General features: G+C 70.9%; 18 protein-coding genes. 5 read left to right on the top strand and 13 right to left on the bottom strand.

Annotated features, from left to right (window positions below):
- Nucleotides 1-144: 144 nt before the first annotated feature.
- The gene (locus tag IGS69_RS11380; RefSeq protein WP_190898755.1) at nucleotides 145-1185 is read right to left on the bottom strand and encodes a hypothetical protein; all 1041 of its coding nucleotides are present in this window, start codon (nucleotides 1183-1185) and stop codon (nucleotides 145-147) included.
- A 364-nt stretch (nucleotides 1186-1549) separates the two neighbouring features.
- Between IGS69_RS11380 and IGS69_RS11375 the strand changes: the two genes are divergently transcribed.
- On the top strand, nucleotides 1550-2773 hold the full coding sequence (locus tag IGS69_RS11375) for an RNA-guided endonuclease InsQ/TnpB family protein (protein WP_190898753.1): 1224 nt from the start codon (nucleotides 1550-1552) through the stop codon (nucleotides 2771-2773).
- A 55-nt stretch (nucleotides 2774-2828) separates the two neighbouring features.
- Here IGS69_RS11375 and pepN read toward each other — a convergent pair whose 3' ends face one another.
- Entirely contained in the window at nucleotides 2829-5408 is a 2580-nt protein-coding gene (gene pepN / locus IGS69_RS11370) for an aminopeptidase N (RefSeq protein ID WP_190898751.1), read from the bottom strand.
- 137 nt (nucleotides 5409-5545) lie between these two features.
- On the opposite strand from pepN, the gene IGS69_RS11365 reads away from it, so the two are divergent.
- Complete coding sequence (locus tag IGS69_RS11365) at nucleotides 5546-6184, top strand: mycothiol-dependent nitroreductase Rv2466c family protein (protein WP_190898749.1); 639 nt, start codon at nucleotides 5546-5548, stop codon at nucleotides 6182-6184.
- A 63-nt stretch (nucleotides 6185-6247) separates the two neighbouring features.
- On the opposite strand, the gene IGS69_RS11360 is transcribed toward IGS69_RS11365, so the two are convergent.
- From IGS69_RS11360 to IGS69_RS11315, 10 genes are all read right to left on the bottom strand, one after another.
- A complete protein-coding gene (locus IGS69_RS11360) occupies nucleotides 6248-6475 on the bottom strand; it encodes a hypothetical protein (RefSeq protein ID WP_190898747.1) in 228 nt (75 codons plus the stop codon).
- The gene (locus IGS69_RS11355) at nucleotides 6475-7530 is read right to left on the bottom strand and encodes a glycerophosphodiester phosphodiesterase family protein (protein ID WP_190898745.1); all 1056 of its coding nucleotides are present in this window, start codon (nucleotides 7528-7530) and stop codon (nucleotides 6475-6477) included. Before IGS69_RS11355 ends, IGS69_RS11360 begins: the two co-directional genes overlap by 1 nt.
- A gap of 26 nt (nucleotides 7531-7556) precedes the next feature.
- Nucleotides 7557-8981, bottom strand: a complete 1425-nt coding sequence (locus IGS69_RS11350) for an FGGY-family carbohydrate kinase (protein WP_190898743.1) — start codon at nucleotides 8979-8981, stop codon at nucleotides 7557-7559.
- A gap of 19 nt (nucleotides 8982-9000) precedes the next feature.
- On the bottom strand, nucleotides 9001-10032 hold the full coding sequence (locus IGS69_RS11345) for a 2-hydroxyacid dehydrogenase (protein ID WP_190898741.1): 1032 nt from the start codon (nucleotides 10030-10032) through the stop codon (nucleotides 9001-9003).
- A complete protein-coding gene (locus IGS69_RS11340; protein ID WP_190898739.1) occupies nucleotides 10029-11120 on the bottom strand; it encodes an ABC transporter ATP-binding protein in 1092 nt (363 codons plus the stop codon). The genes IGS69_RS11345 and IGS69_RS11340 overlap by 4 nt, the downstream gene beginning before the upstream one ends.
- Before the next feature lie 118 nt (nucleotides 11121-11238).
- Nucleotides 11239-12051, bottom strand: a complete 813-nt coding sequence (locus IGS69_RS11335; protein ID WP_190898737.1) for a DeoR/GlpR family DNA-binding transcription regulator — start codon at nucleotides 12049-12051, stop codon at nucleotides 11239-11241.
- Nucleotides 12048-13130, bottom strand: a complete 1083-nt coding sequence (locus IGS69_RS11330) for an ABC transporter ATP-binding protein (protein WP_232543483.1) — start codon at nucleotides 13128-13130, stop codon at nucleotides 12048-12050. The genes IGS69_RS11335 and IGS69_RS11330 overlap by 4 nt, the downstream gene beginning before the upstream one ends.
- 5 nt (nucleotides 13131-13135) lie before the next feature.
- The gene (locus tag IGS69_RS11325) at nucleotides 13136-13960 is read right to left on the bottom strand and encodes a carbohydrate ABC transporter permease (protein WP_190898733.1); all 825 of its coding nucleotides are present in this window, start codon (nucleotides 13958-13960) and stop codon (nucleotides 13136-13138) included.
- Nucleotides 13957-14835 (bottom strand): carbohydrate ABC transporter permease, encoded by an 879-nt coding sequence (locus IGS69_RS11320; RefSeq protein ID WP_190898731.1) that lies wholly within the window; start codon nucleotides 14833-14835, stop codon nucleotides 13957-13959. The genes IGS69_RS11325 and IGS69_RS11320 overlap by 4 nt, the downstream gene beginning before the upstream one ends.
- A gap of 2 nt (nucleotides 14836-14837) precedes the next feature.
- A complete protein-coding gene (locus tag IGS69_RS11315; RefSeq protein WP_190898729.1) occupies nucleotides 14838-16259 on the bottom strand; it encodes an ABC transporter substrate-binding protein in 1422 nt (473 codons plus the stop codon).
- A gap of 156 nt (nucleotides 16260-16415) precedes the next feature.
- On the opposite strand from IGS69_RS11315, the gene IGS69_RS11310 reads away from it, so the two are divergent.
- The 3 genes from IGS69_RS11310 (at nucleotide 16416) to IGS69_RS11300 (ending at nucleotide 19990) form a co-directional block, all read left to right on the top strand.
- On the top strand, nucleotides 16416-17888 hold the full coding sequence (locus IGS69_RS11310; protein WP_190898727.1) for an FGGY-family carbohydrate kinase: 1473 nt from the start codon (nucleotides 16416-16418) through the stop codon (nucleotides 17886-17888).
- On the top strand, nucleotides 17885-18508 hold the full coding sequence (locus IGS69_RS11305; RefSeq protein WP_190898725.1) for a histidine phosphatase family protein: 624 nt from the start codon (nucleotides 17885-17887) through the stop codon (nucleotides 18506-18508). The genes IGS69_RS11310 and IGS69_RS11305 overlap by 4 nt, the downstream gene beginning before the upstream one ends.
- Before the next feature lie 279 nt (nucleotides 18509-18787).
- Nucleotides 18788-19990 carry an IS110 family RNA-guided transposase gene (locus IGS69_RS11300; RefSeq protein ID WP_385865423.1) on the top strand — a complete coding sequence of 401 codons (1203 nt, stop codon included), beginning with the start codon at nucleotides 18788-18790 and terminating at the stop codon, nucleotides 19988-19990.
- 130 nt (nucleotides 19991-20120) lie between these two features.
- Here IGS69_RS11300 and IGS69_RS11295 read toward each other — a convergent pair whose 3' ends face one another.
- Complete coding sequence (locus IGS69_RS11295; protein ID WP_190898723.1) at nucleotides 20121-20768, bottom strand: superoxide dismutase; 648 nt, start codon at nucleotides 20766-20768, stop codon at nucleotides 20121-20123.
- Nucleotides 20769-20872 lie beyond the last annotated feature (104 nt).

The following is a 20872-nucleotide window of genomic DNA, read 5'->3' as shown; positions in this document are numbered from 1 at the left end:
TCTGAAAGCACGAAATCGGCAAAGGAGCAGGCGGTCCCGCCATTTGCCTTGAAGCCGGCGATGGGAAGACCGCCGAGCAGAGGCCGCCGGCGAACGCCCGGCGGCCCCTCCTCTCCCCTCCTGGTCCTGCCCCCGCGTCCTTCCCTAACGGGGCAGCACCACGACGTACGCGGCCGGTTCGCGGTCGGCTGAGGCCATCAGGGCCGTGCGGAGCACCGTCGCCTGCTGCTCCGGGGAGTCGCGGAGCTTGCGCGGCGTGATGTGGACGACCGTGATGCCGAGCCGCTCCAGGTGCTCGCGCTTGCGGGCGTACTCGGACCACAGGGCGTCGTCGTCCTGGCGGGGCGCCCGGGTGTCGAGCTCCACGGCCACCGCCTGTTCGGGCCAGTACGCGTCGAGGCCGCCCAGGTAGGGGCCGCCGGGCAGGCGCAGGTCGACGTTCCAGACCGGGTCGGGCAGGCCGTACTCGTGGACCATCCGGTACAGACGGTCCTCCGCCCGTGCCCGGCCCTCGGCGAGCAGGGACTCCACCGCGTCCACCACGTGCGGGCGGCTCAGCAGCCGGGCCTGGTTCAGCTCGCGGACCACCGCCGTCGGGTCGCAGTGCCCACCGCGGACCGCCTCCGTGAGCAGCCGGCGGACGACGCCGGCGTCCGCCAGTTCGGCCACCGCGTCGGCCAGCGCGCGGGCGACCGGCGCCACCGGCACCCCCGTGACCTGCTCGGGCGCGGGCATGACGGGTGTGCGGACGATGCGCGCGCAGCCCGTGGAGCGCAGCCGCCGCAGCCGCGGGACCAGGACGTCGATGGCGTCCAGGGACGGCAGCGGGGGAGTGGAGGAGAAGCCGTGCAGCGTCAGCGCGGCCAGGCCCGTGATCATCACCTCGGGATAGGCGGGGGCGTGCGCCCGGCCCGCGCCGGGCTGGGCGGGCACCCCGCTGCCGCGTTCCCGCGCCGCGTACATCAGCACCGCGTGCAGCCGCTCCTCGCTGGTCGGCGGGCCCGGGTGGAGCAGGACGACGCCGGGGAGGAGCTGCTGCCAGGGGCCGCCCGCGCGGCACTGCCCGTTCGTCTCGGCCGTGGAGACGCCGTGTGAGCGGAGCTGGGCGGTCGTCATCACACGGGGGCGGCCACCGCCGGACAGGTCGTGCGGGAGGCGGGGGGAGAGCGGGGTGTTGTGGGTCATGACCCGCAATTTCCCGTGCTCCGGGCCTTCTTGAACCGCTGTTACAGGTCCGTCGACAAATACGGATAACCCAGCGCTAAAGGACGAGTGTTCGGATGCCGAAAGCCCCTGGTCCGTTCGGGTGCGGACCAGGGGTTACGGCTCAGAGGGCACTCGTCTCGTAACGATGGAAGAACGCCCGGATCTCAGGTCAGAATTTCTGGACATCATGCGCAGCGCTCCGGCCTTCGGGCCGGAGGTGAAACGAACCTTGTGGCCGTGTCACGTTGTCGTGTGGCGGAGCTGGGCCCCCGCTCGTGACGGTGACGCATCGTTCGCATGTTCCCGATGGCGACGTGGGTTCGACGTGCCTACTGTGATCGTCATGCAGCTCCGGTACGCCTTCAGGTTGTACCCCGACACCGCTCAGCAGGCCGCGTTGGCCAGGGCGTTCGGGTGCGCTCGCGTCGTGTTCAACGACGCCGTGCGTGCTCGCGAGGACGCCCGTAAGGCCGGGCAGCCGTTCCCGACGGCCGGTCAGCTGTCACGGAAGCTGATCACCGAGGCGAAACGGACAGTCGAACGGTCCTGGCTCGGCGAGGTCTCCGTGGTGGTGCTCCAGCAGTCCCTGCGGGACGCCGAGGCCGCGTACCGCAACTTCTTCCGTTCCCTCAAGGGCACGCGCGAGGGACCGAAGATGAGAGCACCACGATTGAAGTCCCGTAAGAACACGCGGCAGTCGATCCGGTTCACCGCCAACGCCCGCTGGAGCATCACCGGCCAAGGGCGGTTGAACCTGCCGAAGATCGGCGCAGTGAAGGTGAAATGGTCCCGCACGCTGCCCGCCGCTCCCACCTCCGTCACCGTCATCAAGGACGCGGCTGGCAGATTTTTCGCCTCCTTCGTCATTGACACCGACCCCGTCGCCGACGACGCCCGGATGCCCGATACCGAACGCACCATCGGCATCGATCTCGGCCTCACGCACTTCGCGGTCCTCTCCGACGGCACGAAGATCGACTCCCCGCGCTTCCTGCGGCGCGCGGAGAAGAAACTGAAGAAGACCCAGCGGGAGCTGTCCCGCAAACAGAAAGGCTCGAAGAACCGAGCCAAGGCCCGTCTGAAGGTCGCCCGTGCCCACGCCACAGTTGCCGACGCACGCCGTGAGTTCCACCACCAGCTCTCCACCAGGCTGATCTCCGAGAACCAAGGGATCTCCGTGGAGGACCTGTCGGTGGCGGGACTGGCCCGCACGAAGCTGGCCAAGTCCGTTCATGACGCGGGCTGGTCGTCGTTCGTGAACATGCTGGAGTACAAGGCCGCCCGGTACGGCCGCACCCTGGTGAAGATCGGCCGGTTCGAACCGACCTCCCAGACCTGCTCCACCTGCGGAGCCGTGGACGGACCCAAACCTCTGAACGTGCGGGAGTGGACCTGTACCGCCTGCGGTACTGTCCACGACCGGGACACCAACGCCGCGATCAATGTGAAGACGGCCGCCGGACTGGCGGTATCGGCCTGCGGAGCGTCGGTAAGACCGGGAGCAGTCCCGGCACAGCGCGAAGAAACAGGAAGCCATGGACTCCCCGCCGGAAGCCGTGCCGCGTAGCGGCACAGCAACCGGTGGAGAAGGCCAGAACCTCGGGCTTCACCCGAGGTGCAAGTCAATGGTCAGAGGCCTCGTCGCACGCCTGTCCACGCAACGCCCGTGCCAGGTCGTCACGGGATTCCAGCACCAGCCGGCGCAGCGCCGGGGCCGCCTCCTTGTGGGCGTCCAGCCAGGCGTCGGTGGCGTCCAGCGTCTCCCGCGACTGCTGGAGCGACGGGAACAGGCCCTGCACCACGTGCATGCCGATCTGGATCGACCGCTCGGACCACACCCGCTCGATCGCCGCGAAGTACTTCGCCGCGTACGGCGCGATCAGCTCCCGCTGCGAGCCCTGGGAGAAGCCGGAGATGGTCGCCTCCACCATGGCGTTGGACAGCGCGTCTGACTCCACCACCTGCGCCCACGCCTGCGCCTTGACCGCCTCGGACGGGCGGGCGGCCAGACAGCGCACCTGGTGGCGCTTGCCGGACGCCGTGTCGTCCCGGGTCAGTTCTTCGGCCAGCGCCTTCTCGTCGACGATCCCGTGCGCGGCCAGCGGCTCCAGGAACGCCCAGCGCAGCTCCTGGTCCAGGTCGAGGCCCTCGACCGCCGCCGTGCCGGCGAGCAGGTCCCGCAGCAGCGCGAAGTCGGCCTCGGCGGCGGCCGTCCGGGCGAAGAAGCGCGCCCAGGCGAGCTGGTGCTCGCTGCCCGGCCCGGCCGCGTACAGCTCGCGCCGGGCGCCCTCGGCGAGCAGCCGCGCGGCCGTCTCCCGCCGGGCGGGCGCCGTGTAGTGCGTGACCGCCGACTCCGCCCACGCGTGCAGCATCTGCACGACGCCGATCTCGGACTCGCGCCCGCCGAAGCGCAGCACCAGATCGACGAACTCCCGGGCCGGCAGCAGCGCGTCACGGGTCATGTTCCACAGCGCCGACCAGCACAGGGCACGCGCCAGCGGGTCGGTGATCGCGCCCAGGTGCTCGCGCAGCGTCGCCAGGGAGGTCTCGTCGAAGCGGATCTTGCAGTAGGTCAGGTCGTCGTCGTTGACCAGGACCAGGTCGGGGGCCTCGGCGCCGGCCAGATCCGCCACGACCGTACGGGCACCGTCGACGTCGGTCTCCACGCGCGCGTACCGCTCCAGCGCACCGCCGTCCGTCACCCGGTACAGGCCCACCGCCACCCGGTGCGGACGCAGTTCCGGGTGGGACTCGGCGGCCTCCTGCACCACCGCCAGCTCCTCGATCCGGCCGTCCGGGTCCAGCAGCACCTGCGGGGTCAGCGAGTTCACCCCGGCCGTCTCGAGCCAGGACCGCGACCAGGCGCTCATGTCCCGGCCGCTGGTCTCCTCCAGCACCGACAGCAGGTCACCGAGGCGCGTGTTGCCGTAGGCGTGCCGCTTGAAGTAGCGCCGGGCGCCCTCCAGGAACGCCTCCTCGCCGACGTACGCCACGAGCTGCTTCAGCACCGACGCGCCCTTGGCGTACGTGATGCCGTCGAAGTTGAGCTTGGCGTCCTGGAGGTCGCGGATGTCGGCCGTGATCGGGTGCGTGGAGGGCAGCTGGTCGGCGCGGTAGGCCCAGGCCTTGCGGCGGTTGGCGAAGGTGACCCAGCCGTTGACGAACCGGGTCGCGCGGACCAGGGCGAACGCACCCATGAAGTCCGCGAAGGACTCCTTCAGCCACAGGTCGTCCCACCACTCCATGGTGACCAGGTCGCCGAACCACATGTGCGCCATCTCGTGCAGGACGACGTTGGCCCGGCCCTCGTAGGACGCCTGCGTCACCTTCCCGCGGAAGATGAACTCCTCACGGAACGTCACCAGGCCCGGGTTCTCCATCGCGCCCAGGTTGTACTCGGGCACGAACGCCTGGTCGTACTTCCCGAACGGGTACGGGTAGTCGAAGTGGTCGTGGAAGAAGTCCAGGCCCTGCTTGGTGACCAGGAACACGTCGTCGGCGTCGAAGTGGGGCGCGAGGCCCTTGCGGCACAGGGCGCCGAGCGGGATCTCCAGCGTCGTGCCGTCGGCGAAGGTACGCGTGTAGGAGTCCGTCACGTAGTGGTACGGGCCCGCCACCACGCACGTGATGTACGTCGAGATCGGCTTGGTCTCGGCGAACCGCCACACCCCGTCGGTCTGCTCACCGGCCCCGTTGCTCCACACCGTCCAGCCCTCGGGTGCCCGCACCTCGAAGCGGTACGGGGCCTTCAGGTCGGGCTGCTCGAAGTTCGCGAAGACGCGGCGCGAGTCGGCCGGCTCGTACTGCGTGTACAGGTACACCTCGCCGTCCTCGGGGTCGACGAAGCGGTGCATGCCCTCGCCGGTGCGGGAGTAGGCGCACTGGGCGTCGACCACCAGCTCGTTGTCCGCGGCCAGGTCCTCCAGCGTGATCCGGGAGCCGTCGAAGACCTCACCGGGGTCCAGATCACGGCCGTTGAGTGAGACGGCCGTCACACTCGGCGCGATCAGGTCCGCGAAGGTGCTCGCCCCGGGCTCGTTGCAGCGGAAGCGGACCGTCGTGACCGAGCGGAACGTGCGGGGCCCGTCCCCGGGGTCCTCGCCGACCGCGGACCGCAGGTCGAGGGACACCTCGTACCCGTCGACGCTCAGCAGGGCGGCCCGCTCCCGGGCCTCGTCGCGGGACAGATTCTCACCGGGCACGGGCGGCACTCCTCAAGTGTCGTGGGGTACGGCTGAACAGGACCGATCCTGCCATGTGCCCCTGACGCGGGGCAGCCGGGAATGACGGCAGCGCGTACCGGCGTTGCCGGAGAAACGGTTTCCTCGTGAGGAGAGACATGTCGGACAAGACCCCCGTCGACTTCTGGTTCGACCCGCTGTGCCCCTGGGCCTGGATGACCTCCCGCTGGGTGCTGGAGGTGGAGAAGGTCAGGGACATCGAGGTGCGCTGGCACGTCATGAGCCTCGCCGTCCTGAACGAGAACCGGCTGGACGAGCTGCCCGAGGAATACCGCGACATGCTGGCGACCAAGGCGTGGGGCCCCGTCCGGGTCGTCATCGCCGCCCAGCAGGAGAAGGGCCCCGAGGTCCTCGGCGACTTCTACACCGCGCTCGGCACCCGCATCCACAACCGGGACGAGGGCCCCGGCAAGGAGACGGTCGCCGCCGCCCTGAAGGACGCCGGCCTGCCCGACTCCCTCCTGGACCACTGGGACTCCACTCCCTACGAGCCGGAGCTGCGCGCCTCTCACCAGGAGGGCATCGACAAGGTCGGCCAGGACGTCGGCACCCCGGTCATCGCCGTGCCCGGCTCCGACGGCGAGCAGATCGCCTTCTTCGGCCCGGTCGTCACCCCGGCCCCGCAGGGCGAGGAGGCCGGCCGCCTGTGGGACGGCACCCTCGCCGTGGCCTCGGTGCCCGGCTTCTACGAGATCAAGCGCACCCGCACCAAGGGCCCGGACTTCTCCAACCTTTAGGCGGCTGCCGATGGATCTCCGCAGCGTCGCGACTGCGGAGATCCATCAGAAGCCCCCTGTGCCTCACCCGGCGGGGGCGGGCTGGATCCTGAGCTCCTCCGGGAGCAGCCCGTCCTCGCCACGGTTGAGATAGCGCTGGTACCACCGGCAGCCGGCCGCGGTGCAGCGCCAGTAGTCGTCCACGAAGTGCCCGGCTCCCTTCTCCGCCCGGACGGCCGCCCGCTCGGCGGCGTTGAGCATCCGGAACTCCTGCATGGTGTTGCAGGTCCGGCACGCCCGGCTCACCGTCATCAGCCCCTCCTCGCGATCACTGCCAAGTCCGGGAAGTCGGTTACGACCGCATCGACCCCCATGCGGTAGTACAGCGCGTATTCCGCGAACGCGTCCCCGAAATCGTTCGCTCCGCCGCCGCGCCGGAACCGCTCCGGCAGGAACTGGTTCTCCGCGCGGAAGGTGTACGGCCCGATCCGCAGCCCCGCCGCGTGCGCGTCCGCGACGAGCGACGTGCCGACGAGCGAGGCCTTGTCCGGGCCGATCCAGTCCGCGTACGCGGCGATCCGCGCCAGTCCCGCGGGGCTCATCATGTCCCGGTACGTCGTCGGATCACCGGCCGCGACCAGGTCGTACGGCCCGCCCGTCGTGCCCAGCGCCTGCCACAGCGGCACGCCCAGCCGCTCCGCCGCGATCCGCTTCAGACTCGTCGGCTCGAAGGACTGCACGACGCACTCGCGTCGGCCGAGCCGGTTGCGGCGGATCACGGCCGCCAGTTCCGGCTCGAGCGGCAGGCCGATCGAGCGGAAGTACGTCGGATGCTTGGTCTCCGGGAAGACCGCGATGGTCCGGCCGTGCTCCCGCGACAGCCGCCGCGCCAGATCCACGACCTCCTGGAAGGTCATGACCTCTTCCCGCCCGTCGAAGACGGTGTTGCGGTTGCGGACCGCGGGCAGCCGCTCCACCGCCCGCAGCGTCTTCAGCTCGGCCAGTGTGAAGTCCTCCGTGAACCAGCCGGTGACGGCCCGTCCGTCGACCGTCTTCGTCGTACGGCGGCCCTCGAACTCCGGCCGGCGGGCCACGTCGGTCGTCTGGGAGATCTCGTTCTCGTGCCGCACCACCAGCACGTGGTCCTTCGTCGGCACCAGATCCGGTTCGATCCAGTCGGCCCCGGTCTGCACGGCATACGTGTACGACGCCGCCGTGTGCTCCGGGCGCCAGCCGGCCGCGCCGCGGTGGCCGATGACGACCGGTCCGCCGCCCTCGCGGGGTGCGGCGCCCGCCGGGGCGGCCGTGGTGGCGGCGGCGGTCCCCGCGGCCGCCGCGAGCAGGAGGGATCTCCGTCCGAGCTGCATGCAACTCCCCTTTGTCGAAGACAGGTTCACTTGCGGGCCCGGTCCCGGGCCTGCGCCAGCCGGTCCAGGTGCTCGGCGTAGCCGCTCGCGTAGAAGGCGGCCCGGTCCGGGTCCGGCTCGACGACCGCCGTGGGTTTCGTCCAGGCCCGCGCGTCCAGCCCGACCCCGTACCGCTCGGCCGCCGCCAGGACCGCGCCCCGGGCGCCGACCTCGCCCTCCACGATCCGCAGCGGCCGCCCGAGCACATCGGCCAGCAGCCGCATCCAGGCGGAGCTGCGGGTGCCGCCGCCGCAGACGGCCAGGCTCCCGGTGAGGCCCGCCGCCTCCAGGCAGTGCCGGGCCGCGTACCCGATGCCCTCGCAGGTGGCGCGGACCAGATCGCCCCGGGTCGACTCCAGACAGACACCGGTGAGTTCGGCGCGCAGTCGGGGTTCCACGAAGGGCGCGCGCTCCCCGGAGGGCGCGAAGTACGGCAGCACCCGGACGCCGTGCGCACCAGGCGGCGTCCCGGCCAGCAGGCCGTCCACCTCGTCGTGCCGCACGCCGGTCGTCGACAGCACCCAGTCCAGCGCCGCCGTGCCGACCATCGCGGGCATGGCGCGCAGCCAGTGCCCGGGCCGGTCGGTGGAGATGTACAGACCGGCCGGTTCGCCGCTCAGATCGAGCTCGGTGGTGGCGACCAGGCTGGCCAGACAGGTGCCGACGATCAGCAGACCGTCCCCCGGGGACGTCACCCCGGCGCCCAGCGCGCAGGCCGGCAGATCGTAGGGGCCGTTCGCCACCGGCGTCCCGGACGGCAGGCCCTCGCCCCGCGCCTCCGCGGTCGCGACCGGGTCACTGACCGGGGCGAGCAGATCCCGGCGGTGCGCCAGCCCCAGCAGTTCGACGACCCGGTTGTCGTACGTCCGGGTCCGCGGGTCCAGGAACGGCATCGACGCGTCCGACACATCCGTCGCCGGACCGGCCCCCGTCAGCCGCTGGAACACCATGTCCTTGCAGTACAGGGCCGCCTTCGCGGCGTCCAGCGCCTTCGGCTCGTGCCGGTCCAGCCACCCCAGCAGCGGGCCCGGACAGCCCGGGAACATCGCGCTGCCCGTGCGCCGGAACACCTTCTCGAACGTGCCGTCCGCCAGCCACCGGTCGACCAGCTCGTGCGCCCGCCCGTCCATCCAGGAGGCGGCGGCCCGCACCGGCAGGCCCTCGCCGTCGACCAGCCACACCCCGTCGCCCTGCCCGGTGAGACCGGCCAGCTCGACCGGCTCCGGGACCCGCCCCGTGACCTCCCCGAGCACCGCGACGACCGCCCCGTACACCTCCTCCATGTCCTGCTCGACGACCCCGCCGTGCAGGGCGAGCTCCACCGGGCGGGACGCCACGGCGAGTTCACGGCCCGTGGCGTCGAAGGCCGCCGCCTTGACCATGGACGTGCCCACATCGATACCGACGTACATGCGGCTCTCCTCCGGGTCCTCAGGTCAGACAGTGTGCGAGCGGCTCCCCGCGCACCCAGCGGCCCACCTCTTCGGCGGCGATCCGGGCGGCCTTCTCCGCGACCGCCCGCGACGCCCCGCCCAAGTGGGGGGTGAGGACGACGCGTTCGGCCAGTCCCAGCAGCCGGGACTGAGCCGGCAGCGGCTCCCGCTCATAGGTGTCCAGGGCAGCCGCCGACACCCGCCCGCTCTCCAGCGCGTCACACAGCGCGCCCTCGTCCAGCAGCGGGCCCCGGGCCACGTTCACCACGACCGCGCCGGGCGGCAGCAGCCCCAGCTCGCGGGCGCCGATCAGCCCCCGCGTCTCGGGGGTCAGCCGGGCGTGCAGGGTGATCACCTGGGAGCGGCGCAGGAGGTCGTCGAGCGAGGTCACGCGCAGGCCGTGGATCTCGCCGTGCACATACGGGTCGTGGACCATCACCCGGGCCCCGAACGCGCACAGCACCCGCGCGACCCGGCTGCCGACGGCCCCGTACCCGACCAGACCGACGGGCAGGTCCTCCAGCTCCAGTCCGCTTTGCTCGTAGGTGTAGTACGTCGCCCCCTCCCAGCTGCCCTGCCGGACGAGCGGGTCGTGGGCCTGGGGGATGCGGCGCAGGGCGGCCAGCATCATCCCCACGGTGAACTCGGCGGTGGCCGCGGCGTTGCGGCCCGGCGCGAAACACACCCGCACGTCATGGTCCTTGGCCGCGTCCAGGTTGACGTTGACCGGCCCGCCCCGGCAGACCACGACCAGCCGCAGATCCGGGCAGGCGGCGAGGACCTTCGCGGTGACCGGGCCCATCTGCGTGACCAGGACCTCCGCCCCGGCCAGCGCCTCGATCATCGCGTCCTCGGCGTCACTGGCCTCCTGCACCTCGGCGACCGGCCCGAACGGCTCCAGCGGCCAGCCCAGTCTCAGCTCCCGGACGTCCGCCCGCTCCACCTCGTGCTCCACCGCCCGCGTGATCAGCGCCGGCAGGACGAAGTGGTCACCGGCGGCCACGACACGCACGCTGTTTCCGTCAGTCATCGCAAGGAAGCTCCCGTCTCGGCGTCGAAGACATGGGTGTGCCGGGGGTCGGCGGCGACCCGGACCCGCTCGTCGTGCGCGAGCCGCACCTCGGGATCGGTGAGGACGACCAGATGCCGTTCCACACCGTCCAGGGCGAGAGTCGCCAGGCCCGACTCCAGGAGCGGTTCATGGGCGACGACCCGGGCGGGCAGACCGCCCTCGGCGGTGAGGCGGACGTCCTCGGGGCGGATGCCGACCACCACCTTCCGGCCCTCGCCCACCGGCACGGGCAGCGCGATCCGCACCGTGTCGGAGAGCCGGGCGTGCCCGTCGCCGGCGATGCCGGGCAGCAGGGTGATCGCCGGCTCGCCGACGAAGTCCGCGACGAACACGTTGGCCGGACTGTCGTAGATCTCATACGGCGTGCCGAGCTGCTGGATGACGCCGTCCTTCATCACGGCGATCCGGTCGGCGAGGGAGAGGGCCTCCTCCTGGTCGTGGGTGACCAGGATCGTGGTGTGGCCCAGGTCCTTCTGGATGCGCTTGAGTTCCCTGCGGGTGGAGTCGCGCTGGGCCGCGTCCAGGTGGGACAGGGGCTCGTCGAGGAGCAGCACGTCCGGTTCGCGGATCAGGGCCCGGGCCAGGGAGACGCGCTGTTTCTGGCCGCTGGAGAGACCGGCCGGGCGGGCACCGAGGAGGTCGGTCAGGCCGACCCGTTCGGCGATGTCCTTCACCTTGCGCTCGACGTCACCCCGGGCACCGCGGGCGGCGCCGCGCCGGGCCTTCAGCCCGAACGCCAGGTTCTCCGCGACCGACAGCGGCGGATACAGCGCGTAGTTCTCGAACGCGACCCCGATGTTCCGCTGCTGGGCGGGCCGTTCGACGACCGACGCCCCGCCGACCAGGATGTCCCCGCCGGTGACGGACTCCAGCCCGGCGATCATCCGCAGGGTGGTCGACTTGCCGCACCCGGACGGCCCGAGCAGCCCGAGCAGCTCCCCGGACCGCAGGGTCAGGTCGATCCCGCGGACGGCGTCCACGGAAGGCCGCCCCCGCGACCGGTAGGTCTTCCGCAGCTCACGAAGCTCCAGTCCCGTTGCCGTCATGACCGTCCCCTTTTTATGGCTCGTTCGCCTCCAGGGCGCTTTCAGCCGGTGTCGAGACCGCGACCGTGCTCGACCCTTCGGGCCTCCGCGCGCTCGCGGTCTCGACACCGGCGCGCCCCTACGGCTCCCTCGCGGGCGTCGCGCAAACCTCGTAACGGACCTTGTGCTCGTCCAGGTCCCGCAGTGCCTCCGGCGACGCCCCGTCGTCCACGAGGAGCGTGTCGAAGCGGGACAGCGGGACGACCCGGTGCAGGGCGACCCGGCCGAGCTTGGTGTGGTCGATCAGCAGGACGTTGCGCTCCGCCGCGTCGAGCATCGCCCGCTTCACCGACACGATGTGCTGCTCCTGGTGGTAGGCGTAACCCCCGTGCACGGCCGACGTCGACGCGAAGCACACGTCCACCCGGAGCTGCTGGACCGCCTCCACGCACGACACCCCGAGGAACGAGGAGTGCAGCGGGTCGTAGTCGCCGCCCAGCGCCATCAGGTGGATGCCGCGCCGGCCGGAGAGCAGGTTGATGGCCTCCAGGAAATTGGTGACGACCGTCAGCGGCGTGACCTCGGCCGTGCGCAGCCGCCTGGCTATCTCCAGGGTGGACGTGGAGTCGTCCAGCAGGATCGCCATCCCGGGCTCCACCATCCGCAGCGCGTGCTCGGCGACGGCCGCCTTCTCGGCCCGCATGCTCTTCAGCCGGTACTGCACGTTCGACTCGAAGACCCCCGACGGCTGCGCGGTCACCCCGCCCCGGAACTTCCGTACGATGCCCTGCCGTTCCAGCTCGTCCAGGTCCCGGTGGATGGTCATCAGGCTCACCCCGAACCGCTCGGCGAGCTCCGCCGCCGTCGCCGAGCCGTCGGCCAGCACCTGCTCGGCCATGGCGGCCTGCCGCACCGCGGGCCCCTGCTGTCCACCACTGCTGTTGCCGCTCATGGCTGTGTCTCTATCCGTCGTCCCGGTCGCTCCGGCCGGTCGGCCTCGAACAGCAGCAGGTTCTCAGGCCGGACCACGAGCCGCACCGGATCGTCCGCACGAAGGCGCGCCGCGTCCGCCCTGGGCGCCACCAGCGACACCCGCCGCTCCCCGGACCCGAGCCGCACGGTGACCTCGACGGACCGGCCGAGCACCTCCGTGACGTACACGGTCCCGGTCAGTTCATGGCCCTCACCGCCGTGCAGGGCGATGTCCCGGGGACGCAGGCCCACCAGCACCTCCGTGCCCGGTGCGGCCCGGGCCCGGACCGGCAGTTCCACACCGCCGTCCGAGCGCACGCCGCTCTCCGTCACCACGCCCGGCAGCAGGTTGATCCGGGGCCGGCCGAAGGCCCGCGCGACCTCGGTGTCCTGAGGCCGGTACCAGATCTCCTCCCGCGTCCCCGTCTGCACGATCCGCCCCTGGCGGATGACCCCGATCCGGTCGCCGAGCGCCAGCGCCTCGACGGAGTCGTGCGTGACGTACAGCGTGGTGGTGTGCTGCACGGCCCCGATCGCCTTCAGCTCGGCCCGCATCTGCTGGCGGAGCTTGGCGTCGAGGTGGGAGAGCGGCTCGTCGAGCAGGAAGGCCCGGGCGGGGCGGACCAGCACCCGGCCCAGGGCGACCCGCTGCCGCTGGCCGTTGGACAACTGGCCCACGGGCCGGTCCAGCAGCGCCGAGATGCCGAGCAGTTCGGCGATCGCGCCGATCCGCTGCCGGGCCTCGCCGGCGGGCAGCCGGTGCCGGGGGGAGCGCAGCGGCGAGGCGAGGTTGTCGTAGGCCGAGCGGTGCGGGTAGAGGGCGTAGCTCTCGAAGCACATCGCCACGCCCCGGTCGTACGGCTCGACCCCCCGCATGTCCTCCCCGTCGAGCACGACCGTGCCGGAGTCGGGCTGTTCGAGCCCGGCGACGGTTTTCAGGGTCGTGGTCTTGCCGGCTCCCGACGGGCCCAGCAGGCAGAAGAACTCGCCTTCCCGGACCTCCAGTTCGAGTTCGTCGAGGGCGAGGGTCTTCCCGTACGCCTTGCGTATCCCGCTCAACCGGATCAAGACTTCACCGCCCCGAACGACAGGCCCCGCACCAGGTACCGCTGGATCGTCAGCGCCAGCAGCAGGGGCGGTACGACGGACACCAGCGCGGCGGCGGCCGTGAGGTTGTACTTGGGCCGGTCCCCGCCGAGGAAGGACAGGGCGCCGACGGTCACCGTCTGGGCCTCGTTGGAGGTGAGGATCAGCGGGAAGACGAAGTTGTTCCAGGCGAAGATGAAGGCCAGCAGCGACACGGCCGCGATGCCCGGCTTGACCAGCGGGAGCGCCACCTTGAAGAACGCCTGCTTGCGGGTGTAGCCGTCCAGCAGGGCCGCCTGCTCCAGCTCCGGTGTCAGATCGGCGAAGTAGGACCGCATGATCCACACGATCAGCGGCAGCGTGACCAGCTGCAGCACCCACACCATGCCGACGTACGTGTCGAACAGCCCGAGCTTCTGGTAGAGCACGAACAGCGGGATGATCACGGTCAGTTCGGGTGCGAAGCGGAACGACAGCAGCGTGAACATCAGGTTCTCGGAGCCCTTGAACCGCCACCGCGCCGAGGCGTACGCCGCCGGCAGCCCCACCACCAGCGACAGCGCGACCGCCCCGACCGACACCACGAGGCTGTTGACGAAGAACCGCACGAACGGGATGCCCTCGCTGTCGCCGAGGACCGTCCGGTAGCCGTCCAGGGTGGGGGAGAAGGAGAAGTAGGTGGAGAAGAGCTGGTCGGCCGGCTTCAGCGAGAGGATCACCATCCAGGCGATCGGGAACAGCGCGAAGACGAAGTAGAGGACGAGGGCGGCGTCGCACACCCACCCCACCAGGCGTTTCCTCATGTGGTGACCTCCGCGGCCTTCCGCTGGATCTTCCCCAGGTGCTTCACCAGCACCATCGCGGCCAGGTACACCACGGCCCACAGCACGATCGTGTAGGAGATCCCGAAGGAGTAGCGTTGGAAGCGGATGGCCTCCAGGTACGCCCGGATCTGCAGCACGACCGTCGAGTCGCCCGGACCGCCCTCCGTGAGCGCGTAGATGATGTCGAACACCTTCAGCGAGTCCATGAACCGGAAGATCACCGCGACCAGGACGTACGGCCACAGCATCGGCAGGGTCAGGCGGCGGAAGGTGTACCACCACCCCGCGCCGTCCACGGCCGCCGCCTCGAACGGGGAGGTGGGCAGCGACCGCAGACCGGCGAGGGCGAGGATCGCCACGAACGGGGTGTACACCCACACGTCCACGGCGATCGACGACAGCAGTGCGCCCGTCGGGGTGTCGGTCCACTGCACCCCGCCCAGTCCGAAGGGCCTCAGCAGGTGGTTGACCACCCCGACCGACGGCTGGAGCATCAGCTTCCAGATGATCGCCGCGATCACCGGGGCGATCATCAGCGGCAGGATCAGGATCTTCTCCAGGATCCGGCCCAGCAGGGACGAGCGGTGCAGGAGCAGGGCGACGGCCACGCCGAGCACGGTCTCGGTGAGGGCCGCCCCCACCGCGTACAGCACCGTCACCCACGCCGAGTTCCAGAACGCCTCCTGGGTGAAGACGGCCGTGTAGTTCTCGAACCGCACCATGTCCGGCTGCGGCTTGCTCGCCGAGAAGTCGAACAGCGTGTAGTACAGCCCGAGCCCGAAGGGGTAGAGGATCCCGCAGGTCAGCAGCAGGGCGGGGACGATCAGGAGGTACGGCCGCAACGCGAGCCGCACGGCTAGCCCACCTTGCCGGCGAGGTCGTCCGCCAGCCCGTCCAGGACCGGCTTCGCGGCCTTGCCGCCGTAGATCTCCTGGAGGGCCGCCGCCCAGCTGGTCGTCGCGTCGAAGAACTGCGCCTGCGGGGTGAACTGGATCTTCGTCTGGTCGACGACCGTCTCGAAGGTCTCCAGGAAGCCCGGCAGATGCCGCATTTTGTCCTTGTACGCGGCGTCGTCGGCGACGGACTTGCGCACCGGGTCGATGTGGTTGTGGGTGATCGCGCTCCTGCGCAGGTGCTCCTTGCCGGTCGCCCACTGAAGGAACAGCCAACTGGCGCTCTTCTTCTTGCTCTTGGCGTTCAGCCCGAGCGACCAGATCCACATGTTGGTGGCCAGCGACCCGCCGGGCCCCTTCGGCCCCGGGTGGAAGGCGATCTTCCCGGAGGCGGGGCTGGCGCCCTTCACCGCCTGGAAGTAGGCGGCCGTGTCGGCGTCGAACAGCATCCCGGCCTTCTTCGCACCCAGATCGCTGGAGCACTGGTACCAGGTGTACGACGTCCAGGACGGCGGCCCGCCCTGTTTGACCATGCGGGCCCAGTCCTCGGTGAAGGCGACGGCCTCGGGGCTGTTCATGGCGGGGGTGAGCTTCCCGCCGTCGACGGTGAAGTCCTTCAGCCCGTTGCGGGCGTACATCGTCATGAAGCCCGGGTGGATGGTGGCCCAGCTCCTGGATCCGCGTACGGCGATTCCGTACATCCCGTCGAAACCGGCGCCCGGCGCCTTGCGCTTGATGGTCCCGGCGAGTTCGGTCAGCTCGTCGAACGTCTCGGCCGGCTTCACGCCGAGCTTCCTGAACAGCTCGGTGTTGTACGCGACGACGTTCGTCTCCCAGCCCCACGGCAGCGCGTACTGCCCGCCCTGGCCGAGCGGTGCGCCCGCCTTCAGGGACCACTGGTCGGCCTGGAGCAGGTTCGGGAAGAAGTCCGCCTGGTCCCATTCGGCGCCCGTCGCCGAGGAGTTGCGCATCCAGGGGCCGAGGTCCTCCAGCCAGTTCGGCGGCCCGTACTGCCACACCATGTACGCGCCGAGCATGAAGACGTCGTAGGAGGCACGCCCGCTGGACAGGTCCACGGTGAGCTTGTCGAAGTAGTTGTCCTCGGGGAAGACGTCGTACTCGACCTTGATGCCGGTCTTCTCGGTGAACGACTTCAGGTCGGCTATCAGGGCGTCCGTGTACGGGTGCTTGTTCAGCAGCGCCTTGACGGTGGTGCCCTTCTCCCGCTTCCAGTCGAAGGAACCGGTGACGTCGTCCGCCGCCGAGCCGTCGCTCTTGTCGTCGTTCCCGCCGAAACCGGCGCCGCAGGCCGTCAGTAACGGGGCCGCCGCCGCTCCGGCGGCGAGGGCGAGGAAGCGCCGGCGGTCGTGCACGTGCGTGTCCATCCGTACCTCCGCGTGGAGCCTGGTTAACACGTCGAGTCGACTCGTTAACAGAGGGTGGAACGGCTGAAGTTGAGCGTCAATCCCTCGCGCACGGGAAAATATCGGGGCACAGTGAGAAGTTCACAGATCCGGCTGCGACGGCACGGGAGGTTCCGGATGGTGGACGAGGGCGCGGGATGGCTGGGAATCGACCTCGGCACACAGAGCGTCCGGGTGCTGCTCGTCACCGCCGACGGCACGGTCCTCGGCAGCGGCTCGGCCCCGCTGACCGGCCGGCGGGACGGGGTGCGGCACGAGCAGGACCCGCTGCGCTGGTGGGCGGCGCTGTGCACGGCGTCCCGGGCGGCCCTCGGCTCGGCGCCCCCGGACCTGCCGGTCGGCGGGCTCGCGGTGTGCGGCACCTCCGGCACGGTCCTGCTGACCGACGGCTTCGGCCGTCCGGTGAGCCCCGCGCTGATGTACGACGACGGGCGGGCCAAGGCCGAGGCCGCGCGGGCCCGGCAGGCGGGGCTCGCCGTCCAGGACACCTGGGCGCTGCCGAAGGCGTTGTGGCTGCTCGGGGAGTACGGCGGCGGCGCGCTGCGCCTGGCGCACCAGCCCGACCTGATCGTCTCCCGCCTCACGGGCGAGCCGCCCCCGGCCGATTCCAGCCACGCCCTGAAGACGGGCTACGACCTCGACGGCGACCACTGGCCGGAGGCGGCCCTGGCCGAACTGGGTGTTCCGGAAACCCTGCTGCCGGACGTCGTCCACCCGGGGACGCGCCTCGGCGAGGTCGGCCCGGCCGCCGCGGACGCCACCGGCATCCCCGCCGGCACACCCGTGCTCGCCGGCATGACCGACGGCTGCGCGGCCCAGATCGCGTCGGGCGCGCTGCGGCCCGGCTCCTGGAACTCCGTGCTCGGCACCACACTCGTGCTGAAGGGCGCCGCCCGCGACCCGGTCCGCGACCCCACCGGCGTGGTCTACAACCACCGTGCCCCGGACGGCACCTGGCTGCCCGGCGGGGCGTCGAGCGTCGGGGCCGGGGCACTCGCGGCGCGCTTCCCCGGCGCCGACCCGCCCGGCATGGACGCGCGGGCGGCCGCCTACGAGCCGTCCCGTGCGGTCGCCTACCCGCTGGTGTCACCGGGCGAGCGGTTCCCCTTCCGGGCACCGGAGGCGACCCCGCTGATCCTGGGCGACCCCGCGGAGGACGCCGACCTGTGGGCCGCGCTCCTCCAGGGCGTCGGCTTCGCCGAACGCCTGTGCCTGGACTACCTGCACCACCTCGGCGCTCCCCTCGACGGCCCGCTCACCTTCACGGGCGGCGGCGCCCGCAGCCCCTACTGGAACCAGCTGCGCGCCGACATCCTGGGCCGCCCGGCGCGTGTCCCCGAGCAGACGGAACCGGCCCTGGGCATGGCGGCGCTCGCCGCGTACGGGGCGTCGGGGGCCGGGGCGCTCGCGGACGTCGCCGAGCGCATGGTCCGCGTCCGGACCGTCGTCGAACCCCGCCCCGGCCGCACGGCCGCCTTCGCGGAGCCGTACGCGCGTCTCGTGGACGCCTTGCGGGACCGCGGCTGGCTGCCCGCGCCGGTCGCCGCGCACGCACACAGCCGGCTGAGCCGGGATACTTCCGCGTCATGAGTACGACCCTCCTGCTGGTCCGCCATGGACAGACCGTCTGGCACGCGGAGAACCGCTACGCCGGCATCAGCGACATCGACCTGACCGACACCGGCCGCACCCAGGCCGAGGCCCTCGGCCGCTGGGCCGGTGCCCATCCCGTCGACGCGATCTGGACGTCCCCGCTGTCCCGCGCCGTCGCCACCGCCGAGCCCGCCTGCCGTGCCCTCGGCCTCACCTCCCAGAGCGAACCCCACCTGCGGGAATGCGACTTCGGTGTGCTCGAAGGCCGTACGCTCGCCGAGTTCGAGGCCGAGGACCCGGAGTGGGTCGCGGCCTACCGGTCCGATCCGGTGGCGCACTCCTTCCCGGGCGCCGAGGACCCGCTGGCGGCGGCGGCCCGCGGGGTGCGCGCCCTGCGGGACATCGCCGCCGCCCACCCCGGCGAACGCGTCCTGGTCGTCGCCCACAACACCCTGCTGCGCCTGGTGCTGTGCACGCTGCTGTCGATCCCGGTCGGCGAGTACCGCAGAGTGCTCCCGAGGCTGCGGAACGCGGCGATCAGCGAACTGCGCATGAACCCAGACGGTTCCGCCGCACTCCTCTCACTCAATGTGCCGTGCGAGAGCGATGCGCCCTAGCACGAAGGGGCCCAGCGCGGCGGCTTGGGCCGCCGGCCCCCCCATTACCGTCTTCGTAGCCCCGCAACGGGGTTACCGGCCTTCGGAGTTGGCATGACTACCTCCCCTTGTCGAGTGCATGGCCTGGGGGGTGGTGTCACCAGCTCCGGAGGCACTGACAGACCGCTGATTAGGGGCATGACCACCGACTTCTTCGCAGGTCGGGAGGCTCTTCGTAATGTGGATGTGGCGATCAGTGCCGTGGCAGGGCCGGACGAGTACGACCGGAGGACACCGCACGTGATCGACACCGGCGACATCGACGTCTACCTCGGCCTGGACGTCGGCAAGGGCGAACACCACGCCACCGCGCTCACCCCGGCCGGGAAGAAGACCTTCGACCGTAGACTGCCCAACAGCGAACCCAAACTCCGCGAGGTCTTCGCCAAACTGCAGGCCAAGCACGGCACCGTTCTCGTCATCGTCGACCAGGTCGCCTCCATCGGCGCCCTGCCGCTGACCGTCGCCCGCGAGCTCGGCTGCCATGTCGCCTATCTGCCCGGCCTGACCATGCGGCGGATCGCCGACCTCTACCCCGGCGAGGCAAAGACCGACGCGAAGGACGCGTTCATCATCGCCGACGCCGCCCGGGCAATGCCTCACACGCTGCGGTCGGTCGACCTCGACGACGAGACGATCGCCGAGCTGCAGATGCTCGTCGGCTTCGACGACGACCTCGCCGCCGAAGCGACTCGCCTGTCCAACCGGCTGCGGGGCCTGTTCACGCAGATCCACCCGCATCTGGAACGGGTCCTGGGCCCGCGCATGCAGCACCCGGCCGTGCTCAGGCTGCTGGACCAGTTCGGCTCGCCGGCCCAGATCCGCAAGGCCGGACGCCGACGGCTCGTCACCCTGATCCGGCCGAAGGCGCCCAGGATGGCCGAACGGCTGATCGACGACGTGTTCTCCGCGCTGGACGAACAGACCGTCGTCGTCCCGGGCACGGATGCGGCCGCGCTGATCGTCCCCAGCCTCGCCTCCTCGCTCCAGGCCGTGCTCGACCAGCGCAAACTGCTGGCCCACCGGATCGAGGAACTCCTGGAGGCCCACCCTCTTTCCAAGGTCCTGATGTCCATGCCCGGCATCGGCATCAGGACCGGAGCCCGCATCCTCATCGACGTCGGTGACGGCACCGCGTTCCCGTCCGCCGCCCACCTCGCCGCCTACGCCGGCCTCGCTCCGGCGACCCGGACCTCCGGGTCCTCCATCCGCGGGGAACAGCCCTCACGGAGAGGAAACAAGCAGCTCAAACGCGCCTTCTTCCTCTCCGCGTTCGCCGCACTGGCCGACCCGGCCTCCCGCACCTACTACGACAAGAAGATCGCCCAGGGAAAGCACCACACCCAGGCCATCCTCTGCCTCGCCCGACGCCGAGCCGACGTGCTCTTCGCGATGCTCCGCGACGGCACCTTCTACCAACCACCAACCCCGACCACCCCTTGACCAAAGTCATAGGGGCACCCCCCACACGGGAAGGCCCCCGCGAGTCACGTCCTCGCGGGGGCCTCCTTCTTTCCGCCCGCCTCCGTGAAGGGTGAGAAGACGATCACGAGGCAGGACGCTCCTAGCGGCCTCAGGGAGCCAGCAGCAGCACGTCCGTCCGGGACTTGGCGGCCTCGTAACGGCGCGCCACGTCCTGCCAGTTGACGACCTGCCACATCGCCTCGATGAAGTCGACCTTCTGGTTCTTGTACTGCAGGTAGAAGGCGTGCTCCCAGGCGTCGAAGACCAGGATCGGGGTGGCGCCCTGGCCGACGTTGCCCTGGTGGTCGTAGACCTGCTCCACGATCAGCCGCCCGCTCAGCGGCTCATGGGCGAGCACGCCCCAGCCCGAGCCCTGCGTGGTCGCGGCGGCCTTGGTCAGCTGCGCCTTGAAGCCGGCGAACGACCCGAACGACTCGACGATGGCGTCGGCGAGCTCCCCCACACCGTCGGCGGCCAGCGGCTCCCCGCCACCGTCCTTCGGGCCGGTCATGTTCTGCCAGTAGATGCTGTGCAGGATGTGCCCGGACAGGTGGAAGGCCAGGTTCTTCTCCAGCCCGTTGATCGCCCCCCACGCCTCCTTGTCCCGCGCCTCCGCGAGCTGCTCCAGCGTGTCGTTGGCACCCTTCACATAGGCCGCGTGGTGCTTGTCGTGGTGCAGCTCGATGATCTCGGGGCTGATCACGGGGGCGAGCGTGGAGTAGTCGTACGGGAGCTCGGGCAACGTGTAGACGGGCATGGGCGGGATCCCCTCCGGACCTCTTATTGCAATGAACTTGCAAGTACACGCTAGCAGCAAGAGTGTCACGGTGCGGTAGGCGCGCAGAAGGGCAGTGCGCAGTG

Origin of the sequence: Streptomyces tuirus, from assembly GCF_014701095.1 — a bacterium.
GTDB lineage: Bacteria > Actinomycetota > Actinomycetes > Streptomycetales > Streptomycetaceae > Streptomyces > Streptomyces tuirus.
This window is presented reverse-complemented; position numbering and strand designations above follow the sequence as displayed.